At 48.5% G+C, this 21,356-nt stretch carries 18 protein-coding genes; 10 read left to right on the top strand and 8 right to left on the bottom strand.

The window, feature by feature from the left end; all coding sequences use genetic code 11:
* Window positions 1–14: 14 nt before the first annotated feature.
* From BT112_RS02030 to BT112_RS02020, 3 genes are all read left to right on the top strand, one after another.
* Entirely contained in the window at window positions 15–944 is a 930-nt protein-coding gene (locus BT112_RS02030; RefSeq protein ID WP_072315704.1) for an aspartate carbamoyltransferase catalytic subunit, read from the top strand.
* A gap of 4 nt (window positions 945–948) precedes the next feature.
* A complete protein-coding gene (locus tag BT112_RS02025) occupies window positions 949–1,284 on the top strand; it encodes a ribonuclease Z (RefSeq protein WP_072315703.1) in 336 nt (111 codons plus the stop codon).
* A gap of 77 nt (window positions 1,285–1,361) precedes the next feature.
* Complete coding sequence (locus tag BT112_RS02020) at window positions 1,362–2,267, top strand: ribonuclease Z (protein ID WP_072315702.1); 906 nt, start codon at window positions 1,362–1,364, stop codon at window positions 2,265–2,267.
* Window positions 2,268–2,296: 29 nt separating this feature from the next.
* Here the strand turns inward: BT112_RS02020 and BT112_RS02015 are convergent, their stop codons facing one another.
* The gene (locus BT112_RS02015; protein ID WP_072315701.1) at window positions 2,297–3,010 is read right to left on the bottom strand and encodes a VIT1/CCC1 transporter family protein; all 714 of its coding nucleotides are present in this window, start codon (window positions 3,008–3,010) and stop codon (window positions 2,297–2,299) included.
* A 197-nt stretch (window positions 3,011–3,207) separates the two neighbouring features.
* On the opposite strand from BT112_RS02015, the gene BT112_RS02010 reads away from it, so the two are divergent.
* Genes BT112_RS02010 through BT112_RS02000 form a run of 3 tightly spaced genes read left to right on the top strand, consistent with a single transcriptional unit; the run spans window position 3,208 to window position 5,084 of the window.
* A complete protein-coding gene (locus tag BT112_RS02010) occupies window positions 3,208–4,068 on the top strand; it encodes an alpha/beta fold hydrolase (RefSeq protein ID WP_072315700.1) in 861 nt (286 codons plus the stop codon).
* A complete protein-coding gene (locus tag BT112_RS02005) occupies window positions 4,058–4,537 on the top strand; it encodes an RNA polymerase sigma factor (RefSeq protein WP_072315699.1) in 480 nt (159 codons plus the stop codon). Before BT112_RS02010 ends, BT112_RS02005 begins: the two co-directional genes overlap by 11 nt.
* Complete coding sequence (locus BT112_RS02000) at window positions 4,530–5,084, top strand: hypothetical protein (protein ID WP_072315698.1); 555 nt, start codon at window positions 4,530–4,532, stop codon at window positions 5,082–5,084. The genes BT112_RS02005 and BT112_RS02000 overlap by 8 nt, the downstream gene beginning before the upstream one ends.
* Before the next feature lie 337 nt (window positions 5,085–5,421).
* Here the strand turns inward: BT112_RS02000 and BT112_RS01995 are convergent, their stop codons facing one another.
* The 3 genes from BT112_RS01995 to BT112_RS01985 form a co-directional block, all read right to left on the bottom strand.
* Window positions 5,422–5,865, bottom strand: a complete 444-nt coding sequence (locus BT112_RS01995; RefSeq protein ID WP_072315697.1) for a carboxymuconolactone decarboxylase family protein — start codon at window positions 5,863–5,865, stop codon at window positions 5,422–5,424.
* Between the two features lie 66 nt (window positions 5,866–5,931).
* Entirely contained in the window at window positions 5,932–6,507 is a 576-nt protein-coding gene (locus tag BT112_RS01990; RefSeq protein WP_072315696.1) for a Crp/Fnr family transcriptional regulator, read from the bottom strand.
* 178 nt (window positions 6,508–6,685) lie between these two features.
* Window positions 6,686–7,732, bottom strand: a complete 1,047-nt coding sequence (locus BT112_RS01985) for a succinylglutamate desuccinylase/aspartoacylase family protein (RefSeq protein ID WP_072315695.1) — start codon at window positions 7,730–7,732, stop codon at window positions 6,686–6,688.
* Between the two features lie 484 nt (window positions 7,733–8,216).
* On the opposite strand from BT112_RS01985, the gene BT112_RS01980 reads away from it, so the two are divergent.
* A complete protein-coding gene (locus BT112_RS01980; protein WP_072315694.1) occupies window positions 8,217–8,408 on the top strand; it encodes a pinensin family lanthipeptide in 192 nt (63 codons plus the stop codon).
* A gap of 24 nt (window positions 8,409–8,432) precedes the next feature.
* Here the strand turns inward: BT112_RS01980 and BT112_RS01975 are convergent, their stop codons facing one another.
* From BT112_RS01975 to BT112_RS01960, 4 genes are read right to left on the bottom strand one after another with little or no spacing between them, the layout of a single operon-like run.
* Window positions 8,433–10,397, bottom strand: a complete 1,965-nt coding sequence (locus BT112_RS01975; RefSeq protein ID WP_083564736.1) for a lanthionine synthetase LanC family protein — start codon at window positions 10,395–10,397, stop codon at window positions 8,433–8,435.
* Window positions 10,394–11,287, bottom strand: coding sequence for a thiopeptide-type bacteriocin biosynthesis protein (locus tag BT112_RS01970; RefSeq protein WP_072315690.1), 894 nt, complete (start codon window positions 11,285–11,287; stop codon window positions 10,394–10,396). Before BT112_RS01970 ends, BT112_RS01975 begins: the two co-directional genes overlap by 4 nt.
* Window positions 11,288–11,290: 3 nt before the next feature.
* The gene (locus BT112_RS01965) at window positions 11,291–13,969 is read right to left on the bottom strand and encodes a lantibiotic dehydratase (protein ID WP_072315688.1); all 2,679 of its coding nucleotides are present in this window, start codon (window positions 13,967–13,969) and stop codon (window positions 11,291–11,293) included.
* Window positions 13,970–13,986: 17 nt separating this feature from the next.
* Window positions 13,987–16,200, bottom strand: a complete 2,214-nt coding sequence (locus BT112_RS01960) for a peptidase domain-containing ABC transporter (RefSeq protein WP_072315686.1) — start codon at window positions 16,198–16,200, stop codon at window positions 13,987–13,989.
* 93 nt (window positions 16,201–16,293) lie between these two features.
* On the opposite strand from BT112_RS01960, the gene BT112_RS01955 reads away from it, so the two are divergent.
* Genes BT112_RS01955 through BT112_RS01945 form a run of 3 tightly spaced genes read left to right on the top strand, consistent with a single transcriptional unit; the run spans window position 16,294 to window position 21,349 of the window.
* Window positions 16,294–17,706, top strand: coding sequence for a DUF3526 domain-containing protein (locus BT112_RS01955; protein WP_072315684.1), 1,413 nt, complete (start codon window positions 16,294–16,296; stop codon window positions 17,704–17,706).
* On the top strand, window positions 17,703–19,121 hold the full coding sequence (locus tag BT112_RS01950) for a DUF3526 domain-containing protein (protein ID WP_072315682.1): 1,419 nt from the start codon (window positions 17,703–17,705) through the stop codon (window positions 19,119–19,121). The genes BT112_RS01955 and BT112_RS01950 overlap by 4 nt, the downstream gene beginning before the upstream one ends.
* A 29-nt stretch (window positions 19,122–19,150) precedes the next feature.
* A complete protein-coding gene (locus BT112_RS01945) occupies window positions 19,151–21,349 on the top strand; it encodes a TonB-dependent siderophore receptor (RefSeq protein ID WP_083564734.1) in 2,199 nt (732 codons plus the stop codon).
* Window positions 21,350–21,356 lie beyond the last annotated feature (7 nt).

Raw genomic sequence — 21,356 nt, 5'->3', positions numbered from 1 at the left:
TACAACTCTTGAATATGAGCCAGCTAAGTGTCAATCACTTATTAGGAATTAAGTACCTTAACGAAGCGGACATTCAACTTATTTTTGAGACAGCAGATCACTTTAAAGAGGTGATCAACAGGCCGATCAAAAAAGTACCGTCGCTAAGGGATATTACCATAGCCAATCTTTTTTTCGAGAACAGTACGCGAACAAAGCTGTCTTTCGAACTGGCCGAGAAAAGACTTTCGGCAGATGTGATCAATTTTTCTGCAGCACAGTCTTCGGTAAAAAAGGGAGAAACCCTTATCGATACGGTGAATAATATTCTCTCCATGAAAGTGGATATGGTCGTAATGCGGCATCCCAACCCGGGAGCAGGCGTTTTCCTGTCCAGGCATATCGGGGCGAGCATCGTCAATGCCGGCGACGGGGCCCATGAGCACCCGACACAGGCCTTACTCGATTCGTATTCTATCCGGGAAAGACTGGGCGATGTAGCCGGAAAAAATGTGGTTATTGTCGGGGATATCCTGCATTCGCGCGTGGCCTTGTCCAATATTTTTGCCCTGAAACTCCAGGGTGCAAATATCAAGGTATGCGGACCGAAAACCCTTATCCCGAAACATATAGAGTCGTTGGGGGTAACGGTAGAAACCGATCTTCGCAAAGCGCTCGAATGGTGTGATGTAGCCAATATGCTTCGGGTACAGAACGAAAGGATGGATATCAGTTATTTCCCTTCGACAAGAGAATACACCCAACAGTTCGGGGTGAATAAAAATATGCTCGATACACTGGACAAAGAAATCGTTATCATGCACCCCGGACCGATAAACAGGGGGGTGGAGATTACCAGTGATGTGGCCGATTCCAAACAGGCGATAATACTCAACCAGGTAGAAAACGGGGTGGCTGTGAGGATGGCTGTTATATATTTATTAGCATCAAAAATAAAAAGCTGAGCCTATGCTTATTGACAAACAGGATAACAATATTACCGTAGTGACCCACGAGAAGGGTACCGTAGGGGCTTTTTCCGCTAAGCTGGAAGAAACGTATGAGAAGATCAGGGCAGACCATATTATCGTAAGCCTGTTCTCTCTCGGTACGATTACGATCGAACAGCTCCTGGAACTCCTGCAATTATCCAATACGCATCGCGGTGCGAAAAAATCCTTTGTGCTGGTCACGGACAAGGTGAATTTCAATGAAGTCCCCGAAGAACTCGTCGTGGTACCGACGCTGAAAGAGGCGTACGACATTATAGAAATGGAAGAAATAGAACGCGATCTGGATTTTTAGGGCTTTCATGCCGAGAGGTCGTAACCTCCGGTTTTGCTCTTTTGTGATCCGGCAGATTAATATACAATAACCGTTTTATGAAGCTTATCATCCTGGGATGTTATTCCGCCACACCGAGAGCCTTTACCAATCCGACTTCCCAGGTACTGGATATTCAGAATCATCTTTTTCTTATTGACTGTGGGGAGGGTACCCAGGTACAGCTCCGTAAACACAGGATCAAATTTGCCCGGATCAGGCATATTTTTATATCCCACCTACACGGCGATCATTTTTTCGGCCTCCCGGGACTCATTTCCACATTGGTCTTACTGGGCCGGGAAGCTCCGCTGCATGTTTACGGACCCAAAGGCATTAAAGAAGCCATTACCTTACTCCTGAAACTGGGCAATTCCTGGACCAATTTCCCGCTTGTATTTCACGAGCTCAGTTCCAGAGAGCCCCAACTGGTCTTTGAAGACGAGAAGGTAGAAGTCCATACGATCCCTCTCGATCACCGGGTATATACCAACGGGTACCTGTTCCGCGAAAAACCGGGCCCGCGAAAACTGGATATCGACGCCGTCTTGCGTTATAATATCGACAGGTGCTATTACCGGAATATCAAAAACGGCAGGGATGTGCTTCTCGACACGGGGGAATGGATATCCAATGAAAAACTTACCTCAGATCCGCCCGTGCCCGGAAGTTATGCATTTTGCAGTGATACGGTGTACAAACCGGGTATCATCGGTCAACTCAAGGGAGTCGGAGTATTGTATCACGAATCTACGTTCCTGGAAGAGCACAAGGACCTCGCCGTAAAAACCAAGCATTCCACGGCAAAACAGGCTGCGGAGATTGCCGCAGGGGCCGGGGCCGGGAAACTCATTCTCGGACATTACTCCGTCCGCTATGGCAATCTGGAAGTTTTCCGGGAAGAGGCCCGTACCGTTTTTCCGGATACGGAACTTGCCGAGGACGGTAAGGTTTTTGACTTCTGACCACTCTTATTGTTTTCCGGAACTTTTCTTTACACGTTAACCCCAAAGAGGTAACCCGCCAGGGCGGTGAGCCCCATGGCTATAGTCCCCCAGAATGTAATCCGCACTATAGCTTTGACCATATCCGATCCCCCGGTTTTAGCAGCCAGTGCTCCGAGAAGCATGAGAAAGAAAATGGCAAAGCCGTACAGCATATATTCCATATAGGACATAGGGGCAAAAATCGTAACCAGTAAGGGGAGGATTCCCCCGGTGGTAAAAGCGGCACCCGATGCCAGTGCTGCCTGTATAGGGCGGGCCCTGTTCATGGGATTGATCCCCAACTCGTCCCGGACATGGGCTTCGAGGGCATTTTTTTCTGTGAGCTCCCTGGCGACGGTCATGGCGGTTTCTTTTTTCAGGCCACGTTTTTCGTAGATGGTAGCAAGCATTTGCAGTTCTGCTTCGGGCATGTCCCGGAGTTCTTGTTTTTCCCTTAGGATATCCGCTTTTTCCACATCGGTCTGTGAACTTACCGAAACGTATTCTCCTGCAGCCATAGACAAGGCTCCGGCCACGAGCCCGGCCAGCGTGGCCAGTACGACGGGAGATCTCAGGTCGCTCGCTGTCGCTACCCCGATAGCAAGACTGGAGGTAGAAAGAATACCGTCGTTGGCACCCAGTACAGCAGCTCTCAGCCAGTTGCTGCGATGTATGTAATGATTGTCCAGGTAAGCATCGATATCTTGTGCGGGTTCGGCCATGGCGTATCGGGTTTTGATGATTAAATACGATTAGGGTTTATGAATGTACTAAAAAAACGACTAAAAAAGGAATGATAATTTATATGGGATAGGAGAAACTGACGCTTTTTTGCCTGGATTTTTATGCGTCAAAAAAAAATGACTTTCTGATGTAACATTTCGGGCTTCCTGTATCTAAAGGGAAAATTCAAAACAAGATGACAAGACTATTCATTAATGTATCCGTATTTTTCTTTACCTGTATCTCAACGGTTATCCATGCCCAGAAATATGAAACCTTCCGGGTCACCGTGACGGGACAGGGGCAGCCGGTATTTTTATTTCCCGGTTTTGCATGTACGGACGAGGTTTATGAAGGCCTGCTTCCGTCCTTGTCCGGAGCTTTTGAGGTTCATCGTTTCACCTTTGCCGGTTTCGGTGACGTGCCCCCGGTAGGCCGGCCATGGCTGTCGCGTATCAGGGAGGACGTGGCCGACTATGCCCGGAACCACGTCTCCGGAAAGCCTGTGGTTATAGGGCACAGCATGGGCGGAACACTCGGGTTGTGGCTGGCCTGCGGGTTTCCCGCTACATTTTCCCGGTTGATCCTTATCGATGCGCTTCCGGCTATGGGAGCGGTAATGATGCCGGGGTATGACAGCAGTACGATCACTTATGACAGCCCGTATAACCGTAAATTGCTCGACATGAACGAAAAAGATTTTGCTGCGATGGCATCGGGACTGGCCTCCGGGATGACTTCAGACGAGGCGCGGGCCGGACAGATCGCAGACCGGATGATAGCCGCAGACCGTGAAACCTATGTGTATGGCTATACGGACCTGCTGAAGCTCGATCTGCGGCAGGACCTGTCCGAAATCGATATTCCCGTTACCATACTTGCCGCTACGGTACCGTACGGAAAAGAAATGGCGGCACGCAATTATAAGGCACAATACCGGCACCTGCGGGATTATAAAATTATCTTTGCCGAAGGCTCGGCACATTTTATCATGTACGACCGGCCGGACTGGTTTCTCCACACCATACAAAAGGAACTGAACATCGATGATGAATAAAGACGACTTCGAGGCACTCTACGCATCCCATTATCACAAAGTATTCCGTTTGTGCCTGGGGTATACGGGCGGACATGAAGCGCTGGCCCAGGATCTTACGCAGGAAGTGTTCCTGAAGGTATGGACACACCGGAACACCCTGAGAGACGTGTCCGTGCTCCCGACCTGGCTGTACCGTATTACTGTGAATACCTGCCTGCAAGAGCTACGGAAAAAGAAATTTCTTTCGCTTCGTACCGATGTCGTTGAAGAAGAAGGGAGTAAGCCCGATGAACGGGAGCGGCGGCTACAGGCTATGTACAGGTGCATCGACCGGCTCCCGGTACCGCATAAAAGTATTATTCTCCTGGACCTCGAAGGCGTATCACAGGCCGAAATAGCGGAGATCACGGGGATTTCACATGGTGCGCTGCGAACGAGACTGCACCGGATCAAAGATCAACTTTCTAAATGTGTAAAAAATGACTGATTTCGAAAATATTAAACTACAGTGGCTACAAAGGGACATCCCGGAAATTCCGTCCGACGGTGCTGCAAAAGTCATGGACCGTGCCCGGCGTATCATGCGCAAACAGTTGGCTACCAGGACTATATTGTCTTCGCTACTCCTTGTCCTCGTCTTTTTCTTTGTCTATGTATCGGCATATAACCATACCCGGGCCTCCCTGGGACTGGCACTGATGATAGGTTGCCTGCTGGTCAGGGTAGTGTTGGAGTTCCTGTTTGCCTTCCGTAAAAAATATGTCTTGTTTTCATTGGATGCATCGGGATTCGCACGGAAACTGAAAAGGTATTACCGGTCCAAACTATACATCAATTACGTCCTCACCCCGGTATTGTTTGCCGGGTATATGGTAGGTTTTACGCTGTTGCTCCCGGTTTTCAAAAACACCCTGTCGCCGGGGTTCTATACGTATATCCTGTATTCGTCCTGGATGATCTTCGGAATACTTGCCGTATTTATCGGGTTTCAGGTGCGCAGGGAACTTCGCAATATTCGTGAGATGGGGTGGTGAGTTGTTGGGGAATAGGGGGTGTTGATTAGTTCGTAGGTGGATAGTAATTTGGTTAAGGAGTGATGTACAGCTTTACCCCCGGGTTTCAGACAAAACAGGGGCGGCTGAGTGCTCCGGCTCTGCCCGGAGTGTACCGAAGGTTGTTTAGTTGGGTAGTTCGTAGTTGGATAGTAATTTGGTTAAGGAGTGATGTACGGCTTTACCCCCGGGTTTTAGACAAAACAGAGGCGGCTGAGTGCTCCGGCTCTGCCCGGAGTGTACTGAAGCCCCGGGGTTGAGGGACTTCAGTATCCTTTTTATGCCTGTTACCCAATAGGTTGTTTGCTTTCAACAGCTATTAGCCTTCCACAGGTAAATGTGTGCTTACGGCGATACGATTCCAGCTATTAATGGTAACTACGGCCATAAGGAGTTGCGCTATTTCATTTTCGGAAAAATACTTTAAGGCCTTTTGATAGGTTTCGGTACGTAACCCTTGCCGATGTATGAGGGTGACTTCCTCGGTAAGTTCCAAAGTTACCTGTTCTTGTGGCGTATACAGATCCGGTGCCTCCCTCCAGGCGCTTAACAGAAAAATGCGCTGTTGGGTTTCACCGTGAGTCAAAGCATCTTTGGTATGCATGTTAATACAGTACGCACAATTGTTTAACTGTGAACTTCTGATCTTAATCAGTTCTTTCAGGGTTTTGGAAATAGCTACTTTTGAAAGATATCCCTCCAATCCCAGCATGGCTTTATAAGCTTGAGGTTCTAATGTCTGAATGTTGATACGTTTTTCCATGATTTCATTGTCTAAATTTGTAGGTACAAAGTTGGTAAACCAAGAAGAGGAAAAACTTAAACTGGTTTAAGAACGAAGCTTATTTCGAATTTCACTGAGGTATTCCGGAGTAAATCCCAAAAAGGAAGCTAATAAATACTGTGGGATACGTTGTACGAATTGCGGATAACTATCGGCAAAATGCAGGTACAGGTCTTCTCTTGAGAATTCGTATAAAAAACGGATTCTTCTTTCTGCAGCAGCGTATGCCCGCTGGTAAACCATTCTGAAATAGTGCTCCATAAACGGAAACTCCTTTAACAGGGCTGCTCTGTTATCATGACTGATTCTAAGCACGACAGAAGGTTCGATGGCCTGAATATAAAAACCGGATTGCTCCCGGCGTTCGAAAGCAAAATTATCGGTCATCCACCAATGTTCCAGGGCAAATTCGGTGGTTTGCTCCATACCGTTTTCCTTTAAAAAAAACTTACGGATACAACCTTGCTCTACAAAAAAATGATAATTGCAGAATTCGCCTTCCTCCATCAGGTTTTCTTTCTTTTTAACCGGGATCATGTCAAAAAAAGCGAGCACTTCCTGAAAAGCGACCTCATCTATATTGACAAATTTCTCTACGTGTTTCTTTAAAATTACAGACATCCTTCTTACGTATACCTGCGAAGGTACACGAAATGCGGGAATATTAAAAACAAGAGGGATAATCCGAACATTCTGAGTACTCCGGTCTTTACGACTTAAGTCCTTTTCACGGCTTTCCCCGGTACAGATATCCGTTCGGGGGGATGGGAGGTACAGAAGTAAAAAATAAAATGATTTTCTACGGGGTGCCTATACAATACAGGGTTTCCCCGGTATTTACGGGGGGTGTTCCGGTTTTGTACAGTATAATCCCGTCGGCCGGAGAGCGGATTTCTTTCCGGTCTTTACCGAACACATCGGTAATGTATCCGAGAGGTTGTCCTTTGGCGACGTGGTCCCCGCTTTTGAGATCGCTGTAAAAAATGCCCTGTTCAGGACTTTTTACATAGTGTTGTCCCGTAATCCATAGCTGTTCTCCCGGATCGGTTGCCGAGGGAGCAGCATACATATCCATTTCGTCGAGCATATTGTAAATACTTTCGCGTATAAGCATTACGGCATCTTTTTGAACGTTGCCGAGTTTTCCCGCTTCGATACTCAGGGCAGTCACTCCCTGTTGCGTAGCATGCTTAAAGGCGTATTGGGCGGGTTCCGTGGCAGTGATCGTATACGGATAGACCACGTTGTACCGGAAGCCCGCGGCGGTAGTCAGCTTTTCGGCAAGCGCAAGCTGTTCCGGGCTGTCTTTTTTGTCGTAGTAACATACGAAAGGCAACAGGTCCTCACCGGCATCTCCGGCATGAATGTCCAGAAAAACATCAGATCCCGGGATAATGTGCCTGGCGATATAGTCAGCTATTCTTTCGGTAACCGAACCTTGGGGATCCCCGGGAAAAACACGATTGAGATTCTTCTTGTCCTGGGGGTTCAGGAATACTGCCCTGCCGAAAAAGGCAGGCGTATTGGCTATGGGGATAATAACAAGCGTTCCGTTCAACGCTTCCGGCCGGAGTTCCGCAAGGATGCGCTGCACGGCAATAATGGGCGGATATTCGTACCCATGTATCCCGGCGACGATCGTAAATACCGGGCCTTGCTGCTTCCCGCGAATAATACTTACGGGCAACAGGGCCTCGTGCTGCGCATCTGCGATTTTTATTAGGGTGTCCGTACGGCCGGTGTCCGCAGGATAGGTGGCCTGCAAAGGCGTGTCCTGTGCGATCAGGAATGTCGGCAGGATGCCATAAAGGAAAAGAAATACGGTACGCAATAATGTTATGGTCATATCAGTGAGGGTTTAATGCAGTCATCCGGATGTAGATGATGCAACATTATTGCAAAAATAAGGAATAAATCTGGGATGGGAGAGAGTTGGGTAGTTGGGTAGTGGGGAAGTTAATAAGTTATTGAGAGATATACAGCTTTACCTCCCGGTTTTAGACAAAACAGAGGCGGCTGAGTGTTCCGGCTAAAGCCCGAATGTATCGAAGCCCCGGGGTTTTAGGTAGGTTGTTTAGCTGATTCGTTCGTAGTTGTCAGGGGGAAGATGGTCTGTTTTTTGTATGTTACCGGGTCTGAGAATATCGGGAAATCCGGGAATAGTATGAAGATAATCAGGCGGATACCAGGGAGAGGGATTGACAATGTAGTAAAAATAAACACTTTTTTATTTGCAACTATGTTGCAAATGTTATATTTTAGTTCTGTTGCAACCGGGGATAAGCCGAAAACCCGTAAAACAGTAGGCATAACCTCTTAAAAATTGAGCCATGAAAAATCATGCTGAGCACATTAAATTGAACCTCGAAGACCTACAACTGGAAAGTTTTGTAACCAGTATCGACAGTGAAGTTGCTTCCCGTTTGGCGGGGGGATTGGGAAACCTTTCACACCCTACACACACCGAGCCTACTGATGATCATCACAATCCACCGGTACAGTGTACTACGGTGATCTGTTAATTTATTTTTAAACAGGAAGGGGTTTTATTTTAAAACCTCTTCTTTTGTTATTATTACTTCTTCGGCCATTCCGGCCTTTACAAATTCCATAAACTGTTTTACTACGGTCCCCTTAAAGCTCAGCAGTTGTTCAGGTGTCTTCACCTGATCCGAAAAATATTCGCGAAGCATCTGGTCTGCAATATCGCCGGGTGTATTTTCTGTTTCCAGTTCGGAAAGCAATAAGGCCTGAAATTTTCCGAGGGGAATATCCCGCACCCCGTCTTCATCACACAGGAGCAGCAGGGCAAAATATCTTAGTCCCGTTTCCGTATTCTTATCAGTGTCCGGAACCCCGTAAAATAACCGTACATGATCTGGAAGGCAGAATGGGGTATTCAGCAGTTGTATCGCGCTCCGTTTGTCGTATATTTCCGTGTGTACCCGGAGGTACTTTCGTTTGACGTTATAACAAAGAAAACCTTTGTGTGTTTTCCAGAGTGCGGTACGTGCATATTCCAGGTCATAAGTTTTCCGCGTCCTGTACACAGTCTCCGGCAGATCCTTCAGCTGTTGTTTTATGAAGTCTTCCAGTGCGGAAATATCCTGCGGCCCATCGGGTCCGGTAAAACCGGTGGCCTTAAGTTGCAGGGCTTTCAGGGTTTTTGGGTAATAGCTCCGAAAGATACGGGTTCTGATTGCTTCCCGGGTAAGGGATAGTGGAGGGACGGGACCCCTGCGACGGGGCAGGGAAGGCATACATATACTGTTCAGGGAAGGGTTCAGCAGATGGAGTAAACCATAGCCAACCCCGGCTTTACCGGACAGCAGCCCGCAGTCGTTTCTGTTGGCTTCCGTGTAGGTATTGTACACATACGTTTCCGAATGCAGTTTGGAAGCCCTGTCTATGATATCCGTCAGCAACTCCGGGCCGTATTGGTCCGAATAAGGCATAAACTGCCTGAGAAAGGGGATATGCCCAGTGTAACCGCTGCAAAGCGTATAATCGGTTCTTTCGTTTTTGTCCAGGTACCGCAGGCTTGTTGTCAGGACAGTACGGCACTGGTCGAGGTAGGCGGTATTTCCTGTAATCTCATAAGCGTACAAACGCGCTATTCCTATACCTGAGGCTCCGTGTGCCCATGAATTGACATTTCGCATGGTAGGGATAAACAGGTCCAGGTCCCACCGGTGCGCTTCTTTTAGGCCAAGACGGTACGGGCCCATCCGGAGGTCGAGCCAGTTTCCCGATTCGGGATAGAAATACTGCATTTCGTAGGCCAGGGCCTGCTCGGCAAGGTACAGGAGCCCGTCGTTATGAAAATAGTTTCCCGTTTGTAACAATACATAAGCGATGCCCGAAGCTCCGTGGGAGAAGCCTGTCATACTGTCGTAAGCGGATTTGGCAGCAGAATAATCCCATTTCAGCCCGGTTTCGGAAATTCGGGCTTCTTCCGTAAACCTGTGCAGTAACTGTTGTATGCTATGAAGAACTTTCTCGTCCCTGCTGTAATGGTACAGGTGGACCAGAACGAGGAGGTTCCCTGCATAACCGCTCAGCAGGTCTGCTTTTACCGGTTGTGAGACCAGGTCTTCCCGGTTTGCTGAGGCGAGGGATAATGCCTGCCTGAGGACCTCTTTTTCCCCGGTAGTCTCATATACTCTGATTAACAGGTATATGATCCCGGTAAAACCCGTATAAAAACTACAGTACTTCCGGGCTCTGCCGTGATTCCGAAGTATAAAACGGATAATTTTACGGACAGTTTCCAGGTCGCGGTTGCGGCCGGTATACCGGTAGAGTTCCAGGAAAAAAAGGGCAATACCACTGTTGCCGTTAAAGATATCTGCAGACCAATGATCCGTATCACCGGGGGAAGAACCGGTATATCCCGGGAGTGTCCACCATAGCATATCTTCCCCGGTATGGGCGAGGGACAGTATATCGGTACGGATCTCCTGGAGTGTGGTTAAAAGTTGTGTTTTTTGTGTTTCGTTCAGTATCATCATTCCGGGTTTTGGTCATGGTTTATATGCTGTATACATTTACAGGTGCAATACATTCCGTATGCTTCTTCATGATTGGAAATTCCAAGTCGATTATTGTTCATGTGCAAAAAACTACCGACGATGGCGTTCATTTTTTCAGGGGTAAACCGATAGTTTTCATAGGTTTCGAACATCCGGGTATGGTTGGTATAAAACTGTTGCGATCGGTGGTCTGTATGTCCCTTAAGCAATGCCTTCCGGAATGCTCCGAAGGCGGGAATGATCTGGTCGGCATGGCGGTTAAAAGACTGCTTGAATACGGCCATCCAGTGTGCTTTTTGTGCTGTTTGCTCCAGTGCCGGATCATATAGCCTGGGGAGCCATCCTTCGATAAAAAGGGTACAGATATGTACCAGCCTGCGTTCGTCCCATCCTGTAGCCCATAATGTGATCAGTTGCATGCGCAGCGATTCGATGAGCAGGGAAGCCTTGTGTATTTCCGCAAACCTTTCGAGGACAAAGGCAGAAGATGTATAGAACAGGTGTTCCGCAGCGGGGAGACTTTTCGCGTTGCCATAACGTTCGGTTTCCGGAATGTAGGGTTCGAAGCGCAGTGCTACAGGAGCGGAATAGTGCCTGTCATGCTGCTCCGGGACTGCCGGATATTGCCTGAAAAAAGCATTCGCCTGTTTTTGCAGTTCCTGTCGTATGTGATCTTCCTGGCCGGGCAGGGGATTGAGCCGGAAACGAATGTGGCTTCCCTGTTTCCAGTAGCGGATAAAGAACCAGGGCGTAAACGGATGTAAGATCGTCTGCACCTCGTCCAGAAATGGTCGGAGGAGATGCTGCAGTACCTTATCGGTATTTCCCGGGTAGTAGATATGGGCGGCGATCCAGGGGTGTTGTTCCATAACTTAATAATTATACCATTGTATAAGATATTCTTTTACGGCTGTTTCGGGATGCTTTTGTTCGCGAGGAATGGCCGGGAGGACTTCTTCCATGCTGATATATGCTCCCGCCCTCGACAGCAGTTTCTTTAACATTTCAACAAGTAACGGGCTGGTAAACGAGATATATTGCGGTTTATAATCGTCTGGCGAATGCTTTACCGTTTCCTGATGAGGAGCAGGAGAGACAACTATACTCCTTTTGCGCAGGAACAGGAAAACCGTTTCGGGGATGCCGCATTGCTGCCTCCAGGCATTCAGCCGGAGGTAATAGTCAAAATCCGTTTCGTCATGTTGTTGCGGAACGGCGGCCGTTTGTACCTGCCATGTCTTTCGCCGGACAATGACGTTCCCGGCATATGTGATCCGCGGAAGGACCAGGCATTCCGGCATTTTTCCCGGCCGGTCGTATTGCAGGTCTACAAGCCGTATCAACGATTTGAGAGAAAGTCTGGCTTCCGGGTTGAAGTGGGCCAGCATTTGGTACAGGTTAGACCGGTTGTAAAAAGATTCCAGGCAAAGATCGTAGGTGTACAGGGGCTTACTATTCCGGAGCAATTCCAGTTTTCCCGTATCGGGGTTGTACCCCACATAAAGCTCGGTAAGCGGTATCCGGCTGTCTTCGGGATAACTGCTGTTTCCACCGGGAAGCGAAACTTCGTAATGCAGGAGCCGGGGATGTATATTGGCATTAAAGCCCGAAGCATCGTTGAGTTCGGCCTGCTGGACAACAGGTGAAAGTCTGGTATTGTATGCGACAAAACGATCGGTGATTTCCCGGTTGAAGAGCCCTAAAAACCTTCCGCTGACTTTGCCCATTCCGGGAAGTATGGTATTGACAACGCCATGCAACGCACCCGTCTTTGCAGTGTAGAACTGTACAAACATGCCCCGGGAGTATCTTTTCCCCGGAACAAGATCTCCTGAGATGGGCAATCCGGCAAAAAAATCCCGGTTGAGCTCCAGTTCTTCCGGCCTGTTTCGGGTGTGTTTCACCATTCTTCGAAGCAGTTCTTTGTCCCACGGTGTTTCTTCATCCGCAGGCTTTATACCGCGGGCAGCCTGTTCTTTTTCGGGTTTACGTACCTCAAGGTAATAAGCTTCGTAAAAATCCATGATATTAACCTGTTGTCCGAGGGGATAACGTGTCCGGAAAAAATCGAGCATTTTAGTCCGTTCTTTCTGCATGAGATCCATGGGAAGCAGGAAATTGAGAAGTTCATCGGTTTTTTCGATAACAGGTGCTGTCACTTTTTCCGGGAGCACCTCTTTCCCGGTGGTATAACAATCTTCATAGAAAAGTTGTTTCTGGGAAAACCGGAAGGTGCTGAAGTCGCTTTTCTCAAACCGGTGTGTATCTTCCGTGTCTCGGCGATCTTCGGAAGATGTGAGTCCCCCGGATGTTTCGAGTTCGCCCAATGTGGTGTTGATCTGTTCTTCGGCAGTTTTAAGAAGGTCCTGCCGCTGGTCCGAATCCGCATCGGGATACATTGTACAGCACTGTTCGAGGTTTGTAAAAAGTTGTCTCAATGCCATCACCGATGCCGACCGGTTTCCGGTATCTTTCAGAAAGCGGATGATCCTTGTATGCCAGTCCGGATCGATCCCCGAGATCGATGTTCCGGCCTGTAAGAGCCCGGCTTTGATAAGCCGGAATAGATATGTTTTGACTGCTGCCCGGGTGGTATCTCCCAGTGTATTCCCGATATGATCTGTTAAGGCTCCCAAGGTCAGTGTATTTCCGGTTTGCTGCAGGTACCGAATGATATACAGGGGCAGGCCCGAAGCGGGGATCTGCTGGAAAGCTTCGATGTTGTTGAAATTAACCAGGAACCGGATCTTGTCGTCCCGGATTCGTACGGTCTGGTTAAGTTTTATATGCAACAGTTCGTTGAGTTCCGCATGGTGCAGCCACAAAGTATTGAGATAGACAAAGAGATAATTGTTCAGGCGAAGCCGGCTGCCCGTGTTCCGGATATCCCTTTCCTGCGGGCTTGCCCCGGGGTTCCCGATCTCCACGGTATCCGATAATTCTGCAACTCCGGTATAGGTAAACGTACTGAAAGGGGAGGTTTTAAAGGCACTACGGGTAAGATATCGCAGTACGCTGAACTCTATGCGAAGGTCTTTCTGGCGGAAGGCGGAAGGAGATCTTCTGGTATAGCCCGCTAACTGTTGCCGAAGTATGGGGCTGGATAATAACAGTCCGTGCTGTAATACGGTACCCCGGGAAAGGTGCTGAAGATCTCTCCGGTCGTTTTCCAGTTTCCTGCCGAAGGCGTGTATACCTTCTGTACGGAAAAGGGAGAAGGCTTCCTGCTCCCGGAAATATGTCCGGAGTACGGATTGCAGCGGGGTGGGGATCACCCCATATATATATGATAGCTTTTCTTCCGGAACAGGGCGGTTGTTAAATAACTGTCGTTTCAGGTCGATCAGGTGTTGGCGATGGGCTTCCTCAGCTTGCGGAATATACCGGTACAGGGATTCACATACCGAGTTTTTCTGTTGTTCCAGCACAGTGTGCCATTGCAGGTATTCTTTCAGCAGGTCGGGGGTTTCGGAGAGTTTGAAACTGTCAAAGTCACGGAAATCCGCGCCGGCATAACGGACAAGAGCATATGGGAATATATGTATGGGCATAAGTAGGTAGTTATAGGTTATACTTGATTTATCTTTTCCAGTTCCAGTTGATTTTTAACCAGGTTGTAATAGCTCCCCCTGGCAGCCAGCAATTGCGTATGTGTTCCTTTTTCGACCAGCTGTCCCTGGTGAAGTACCACGATCTGGTCGGCATTTTTTACCGTACTCAACCTGTGAGCGACGATAACAACCGTTTTTCCCCTGAAGAAACGGTTCAGGTTATTTACTATAGATAGCTCATTATGAGCATCAAGGGAGTTGGTAGCTTCATCCATGAAAATGTAGGAAGGATCCCGGTATATCATCCTGGCAATAAGGAGCCGTTGTTTCTGCCCCTGGCTCAGCCCGTAGCCTTCTTTTCCTACGATGGTCTCATATCCGAAGGGCATAAACCGGAAAAAGTCGTGCATATTTACCAGCCGGGCGGCCTCCTGCATCCGTTCCGGGTCTTTGCATTCTGCCCCGGCATATATGTTGTTGGCTATAGTATCTGTAAAGACATAGCCATCCTGCATCACTACCCCGCAGAGGGCCCGCCACGAACGGGCGTGAATAGTTGTCATTTCCTTTCCGCCTACGGTGACCGAACCTTGCTGTGCCTGGTAAAATTTAAGCAGGAGTTTAACCAGGGTTGTTTTACCGCTTCCGCTCATTCCTACTATGGCCGTAACTTTTCCTGCCGGAATGTGGAGGTCGAGGTCACGCAACACCAGTGGGGCTGCCTCCTGCCCGTAACGGAAGCAGAGTTTACGCACATCGATATCCTGCGGGACAACAGGAAGCGGAGCTTCGGATATGTCGGCATCTTCTCCCGTTTCGTTGTGGACTTCTTCCATACGCCGCAGACTGAACCTGGTGTTTTGGGAGACCCTGGCAAATTCTATAAGCTGGGTTACGGGGGTATTGAGCTGTCCGGAAATATAGGTAACGGACAACATGCCCCCCAGCGTAATCTGGTCTTGGATAACCAGCATAGCGGCTGCATAGGTGATAAAGACATTCTTGATCTCATTGATAAAAAGTCCGACACCCTGCATGAGCTGGTCGAGTTGCAGCGCTTCGAGTTTAAGCCCGTACGAACGGTCCTGTAGTTGTTCCCAGTGCTGTTGCTTTTCCGATTCGCTTCCCGTGAGTTTGATCTCCTGCATGGCATAGAAAATCTCCAGTAATAATTGCTGGTTTGCCGAGAGTACCTTAAATTTTTTCTGATCTATGATCTTTCTGCGGTGCCGGAAGGATTGCGACCAGGCCGTACTCAATACAGCCCCGGTAATAAAAATGAGGAATATCCGCCAGTCGTAATATAGCAGTACGCTCCCGAGAACCAGGAGGGTGAGCCCGGAGAGCATAAAGCCTATTAGCGAATTGGTGAGGAAATCCTCGATACGCTGATTATCATTGACACGCTGCATATTGTCGCTGGCCTGGCGATTGTCGAAAAAAGAGAAGGGCAGGGTCATCAGTTTGGCCAGGAAGGCCTTGAGCATGACAATACTCGTCCTGGCCCCGATACGGAACAAAAGCCTTGCCCGTATAAAATCCATAACCGTACGTCCGCTGAACAAGGCCAGTTGCCCGAGACAGATGAGCCATAGCAGGCCGGTGTTTTCGTTCTTGATACCCCGATCTACGATAAGCTGTGTAAGGAAGGGTATAACCAGGGAAAAGGCACTGGCAAAGAGCATACTGACCACAATGGGCAGAAAAATTTTCCGGTGTGCTTTGAGGTAGGGCCACAAGGACCATAGAGAAGCCTCTGTCTCGGGTTTGTCGTTCATGCCACCGAAAGCAGGAGCAGGTTGCAGGAGAAGAGCCCTGCCCGTACCGGTATGCTCATCGGTCTGCCATGATCGGATAAAGTCCGGTAGCGGAATTTTTACCCTTCCATTGGCCGGATCGGATATATAGGCATAACGTGTATTTATCCTGTACAGAACGACATAGTGCTCGCGTTCCCAATGCAATATGCAGGGCAGGGGAGCATGTGATATCAGTTTGTCATAGGGCATTTCTGCCGCAAGCGTACGGAAGCCGAGTTGTTTTGCCGCTTCGGTAAGGTCGGAGAGTGTGGTGCCCTGCCTGCCGATATTGCATAGGTTCCGGAAAAAAGAGAGTGGCCAGGACTTGCCGTAATAGGCCGCTATCATTTTCAGGCATACCGGGCCGCAGTCCATGGCATCGGGCTGGGCGTAAAAGGGAAATTTTTTGCGTAGTAAAAATTCAGGGCTCATGATTGGGTTTTATAATTACAACTATGTAGTAATTACAACAAAGTTGCAAATATTAAAAAAATAACGCAACTTTGTTGCATATATTTTTTCCCAATGATAAAAAACCGGACTTTACTTACACTGATACGTAAAGATTACGCATTGAGCCTCCGGGGCGGTACGTTGTTTTTGCTCTTCGGTATAACCTGGGGATTGTTTATCGTTTCCGGGGTGCTTACACTGATCGGTTACAGGGAAGCCCAGCAGGAGCGCGAACATGCTGCCCGTATGTTCCGCGATCAATGGGAGGGCCAGCATAAAGGAGCACACGATGCGGCTCATTACGGTACCTGGATATTCAAGCCCTTACATGTGCTTGGGGTTTTTCATCCGGGCCTTAACGATTATTCCGGAACAACGTACCGGATCGAGGCACATAAACAGACCGAAGTGGATCATAGCAGTGCCGGGACCAGGGGGACGGTATTGAGGCTCGGACAGTTTTCGTTTGCGCTTCTCTTACAACTTTTGGTACCCTTACTGATCCTTTTTCTGGCGTCTTTATCCGTCACCACCGAAAAGGCTTCCGGGACGCTCCGTATGCTTCTGGCACAAGGGGTGACTTTCCGGAAGCTGGTATGGAGTAAGACCGGGGTACATTATTTGTATGCATTTTTTCTTTCCTTACCCGTGTTTTCGGTGATGCTGGTGATAGTGTTGTATGCCCCGGAGGGGAAAGCGTATGTGTTTCACCTGCTTTTTATCTTTATCGGGTACCAGCTGTACTATTTTCTATGTGTATTGCTCGGGGTTATTATCTCGGTACGGAGTGCCGGTTCCGGAATATCTGCTTTCGCTGTCCTGGCTTTCTGGCTGTTGTCTTGCATATTGCTTCCCAGGGTTATGACCAATACGGCAACCCATAGACACCCCCCTATGTCCAGGGCTGCTTTTGATGACCATATAATACAGGGATACCGGGAGGGACTGGGAGACGACGGGCCTTATTACGAACGGGCAAAGCAGTATGAAAACGAATTGTTATCGCGCTATCATGCCACTCGATTATCGGAAATTCCGGTGGATACCGATGCCTTGGTGATGCAGTATCATGAAGATTATAAGAGCAGGGTATTTACCTATTATTACAAAGAGATCTCCGAAGCTTTTGCAGCGCAGCAGGATTTTATACGGAAGGCTTCCTGGGCTGATCCTTTTATAGGGCTGAAGCGGCTTACAGCCGCTTTGTCCGGTACGGATTTCTTTCATCACCAGGCTTTTTTTACCCAGGCCAGAGCTTATCGTAACTATTTCATCCGGACGCTCAATGAGGAGCAGGCGTTGCATCCCGGACAAACGGTTCCGAAAACAGGTTTTTATGCAGAGATCCGGGATTTCGAATATCGCGACCCGTCATTGGATGAGATATTAGGCCGCGAGATAACCGCCTTTGGCAGTATGCTGGTATGGATAGTTTGTGGTATAGCTTTTCTGTTTGTAGCGACCCGAAAATCACCTGTGTTATGAGACGACTCTCCCTTATTATTTTTCGTTTCGAATGGCAGCAGCTTACCCGAAGGCTGGTCCCCGTTATTGCCATGGTATGTTTTGTACTTATGGGCAGCTACAGTCTGTATAATGGCAGTGCATTTACCAAGAGACAGTTACAGGGTATAGACAGCATTGAACAGCATTTTCTGGAACACCGGTCGGCACTGTTGAATCGTTTTCAGGCCGATACCACAACAAAGGAAGGAAAGTTAATGGCTGTACAGGCCGGTATTCCTCAGGTTGTCGAGTACCGTAATCCGCCATATACCGTATTTCCGCCTTCGAGGCTATCGGCACTGGCCATAGGGCAAAGAGATCTCCTTCCTTATTTTGATATTATAACCAGTAAGCGGAACGATCTGACCTCGTCCCGTACAGAAATTATTAATCCGGAGCAGCTTGCCGCAGGGAACCTTGATTTCTCGTTTGTCTTCATCTACCTGTTCCCGCTACTGCTTGTTGTATGGGGGTACGATGTATATTCCGGTGAAGCGGAGCAGCAGACCGAAAAACTGCTTGCAGTACAGGGCGCTGCGCTGAAACCCGTTCTGGCTTTTAAACTCCTGTTCCGTGTTGGTTGTGTCTGTATAATAGCCTGGGCGTTGAGTATTGCAGGCTTCGGGATACACCGTATAGCCGGGATGTCCTTTGCCGACGGGTTGTACTGGCTGGGAGGGATTACACTCTACCTGGTGTTCTGGGGTATGCTGGTGTGGCTGGTAATCCTGGGTGGTAAGTCATCTCATGTTACTCTGATCCGTCTGGTGGGAATCTGGTTTTCCTTAACTTTTTTATTCCCTGCTATAGCCTATGAGACTGTTGAAGTGATATATCCGGTGCCGTCGCATACAGCGTTGATATCCGATCAAAGGGAAGAAGTAGAACAAACCTGGGAGATTCCTGTGGGAGAATTGCTGGATATCTATTACGAGAACAATCCGCAATATGTGTCATTACGGAGCCCTTCGGATACGGCACAGTACGGAAACAGGCGGTTTGTAGCGTACTACGACCTGTTGGATCGCAGGATCCGAAAGCATGCGGAGGATTACAACCACCGAGCTGATAGGCATTATGATATGCTTGACAGACTGGGTTGGGTTAGTCCTGTACTACAGATGCAAACCTCGCTGAATACGGTAGCCAGGACCGGTCCGGATGATTTTGCTGCGTATCGGGAGCAGGTTTCGGATTACCGGGACGAATGGGTTTCGCACATGAACCGTTTTATGCTTCACAACCGGAAGTTGAAACCGGCGGATATTGCAGAGTTGCCCCTGTTTACATTCCATGAGATACCCGGCAGGGCAAACAGGGTATTCCGGTCGGTATGGCCTGTGTTCCTTTGGACCCTGATACTTTTCTTTCTGTCAAAACGTAAAACTTTATAAAGCCAGATTGTGCATTAATACCTTAAAACATGAAAAAGATATACTGTAGCTTAGTGTTGTTCCTGTTCCTCCTTCCGCGTATGGCTGTCGCGCAGGAGGAAACCGGCCGGCGGGTAACGGATACTACGCAAACCGAAATAAACTATCTCGACGAGGTTGATGTGGTGGGGACGAAAATCCTGCGTACAAAACGGGATTCGGTTTCGCCCGGGCTTAAGCTCCGGCAGCCCCTTATCCTGATCCCTCAGAATATAGTCCGTATTTCGTCGGAACTCCTGCAACAACAGGGGGCATTGGAACTGAAAGACGCAGCGCGAAATAGCAGCGGGGTGTATTTCAGCTATAACAGTACGCCTTTTGACCAGTCTTCGGCACTGCAGATCAGGGGATTTACCGGTTATACAACACTAAACGGAATGTCCAGGCGTTTCAGTTACGGGGCCTCTATAGACGATGAAGCTGTCATGGAAAGCGTGGAAATCGTTAAGGGGCCTGCCGGTTTCCTGAACGCGACCGGGGAGCCGGGGGGATCGGTGAATATCGTAACCAAAACCCCGGATAAAAAGATCCGTAGTGCTACTGTCATGGGTGGAAGCTTTAACTTTTACCGGGCTGCCATCGATATCGGTAGCGCCGTAAAGGATACGGGATTTTCCTATCGTTTTAATGCAGCCTACCAGCACAAGGATTCTTACCTGGATTTTATGCGTACCGATAAAGTGATCATAGCCCCTGTGCTGCAGTACAATTTTAGTCCTCGTACCTTTGTTCTTGCCGAATACAACTTTATCAGGGGAAATATAAAGAACGGAGCATACCTGGCTAAAGTCCGGAGCGAATCCGAAAAACTCAAAGGCCCCGTATCCAGGAATTACAGCGCTGCCCCCGGCTTGCCGGACAGTTATGCAAAGAATGAAACGGTGCGTCTTGTCTTTCATCACAAATTTGACGACCACTGGGATATCACTTCACAGAGTTCGTACCTGGCCGCACCTTACGAAACCTGGTACATGACAACAAACGGGAGTATTGTGAGCTTTGACGAAGCCGGTAATACGGAGAGAAAGTCGAGCCTTACCATGGGAAGCGGAACCACCTGGAACAGCCAGTTGTTTGCAAACGGAAGCTTCCGTACGGGACATGTAGCCCATGAGATCGTGCTGGGTACGGATTTTACAAATAGTAAAGATTCCCTTGCCCTGCACCGGGGAGTTTACGATTTTCCATACAGTAAATATACCTATCGGAACCGTGTGAATAAAGACTCGGTGCGGGAAACGTCACGGCTTATACGAATAGAGAACAATACCTATCTGCGATCGGTTTATGCGTATGATAATATCCGCCTGCATAAACGTTGGTTGTTGTCGCTGGGCGCCAGGTATACCTGGTATACCAATAAAAGGAGAAATGTTACGGCAGCGGGCCCCGGGGAGTGGACCGAGTTCGACCAGAAAGCATTGACCCCAAGAGCCGGACTCACCTTTAGTGCGGACCCTTCGACATCCGTATTTTTCCTGTACGACCAGTCTTTTGTTCCGCAAAGTGGCATGGTAGCCATACAGACGAACCCGGAGACCAACGAAGTAACGGCATCCAGGGCGGTAGATCCTCAAAAAGGGAACGACCTGGAACTGGGGATAAAGAAAAACTGGTTTGGTTCGAGATTGAGTACTTCTCTGAATGGATTTTATACGGTAAAAACCAATGTTCTGGTTTCTAATCTCGAATTGCCGGGATTTGTAAAGGAGATCGGAGAGGTAACCAGCAGCGGTGTCGAGGTAGATGTGCTTGGGAGTATCACCGACAGGCTCTCGGTGTCTGCCAATTATACCTATGTACATGCACGGATTACCGAAGATCAGGACCCGGAGCAGATCGGGAAAGAATTACCTCAGGCACCACAACAGATTTTCAATACCTGGCTGCAATATACCATACCATTGAAACACAAGGCAAGAATAGGCTTCAGTCTGGGACAGGTGACACAGGTAAAGCGAAGCACGTCTACCACGCACCGGTATATTCCGGATTTCACGAAAGTCGATGCGGGCATCAATTATGCCACAGGCAGGTATTTTGTTCGCCTGTTGGCAGATAATATTACCGGGAAACGCTATATGGCTTCGGGAGATATCTTTAATAACTATATGACAGGGAACCCCGAATATTTTTATATAGACGGCGAACCTTTTAATCTGCAACTGGCTGCGGGAATCCGATTTTAAAAAAGCG

Source organism: Sinomicrobium oceani (assembly GCF_900119185.1).
In the GTDB taxonomy this organism is placed as follows: Bacteria; Bacteroidota; Bacteroidia; order Flavobacteriales; family Flavobacteriaceae; genus Sinomicrobium; species Sinomicrobium oceani.
This window is presented reverse-complemented; position numbering and strand designations above follow the sequence as displayed.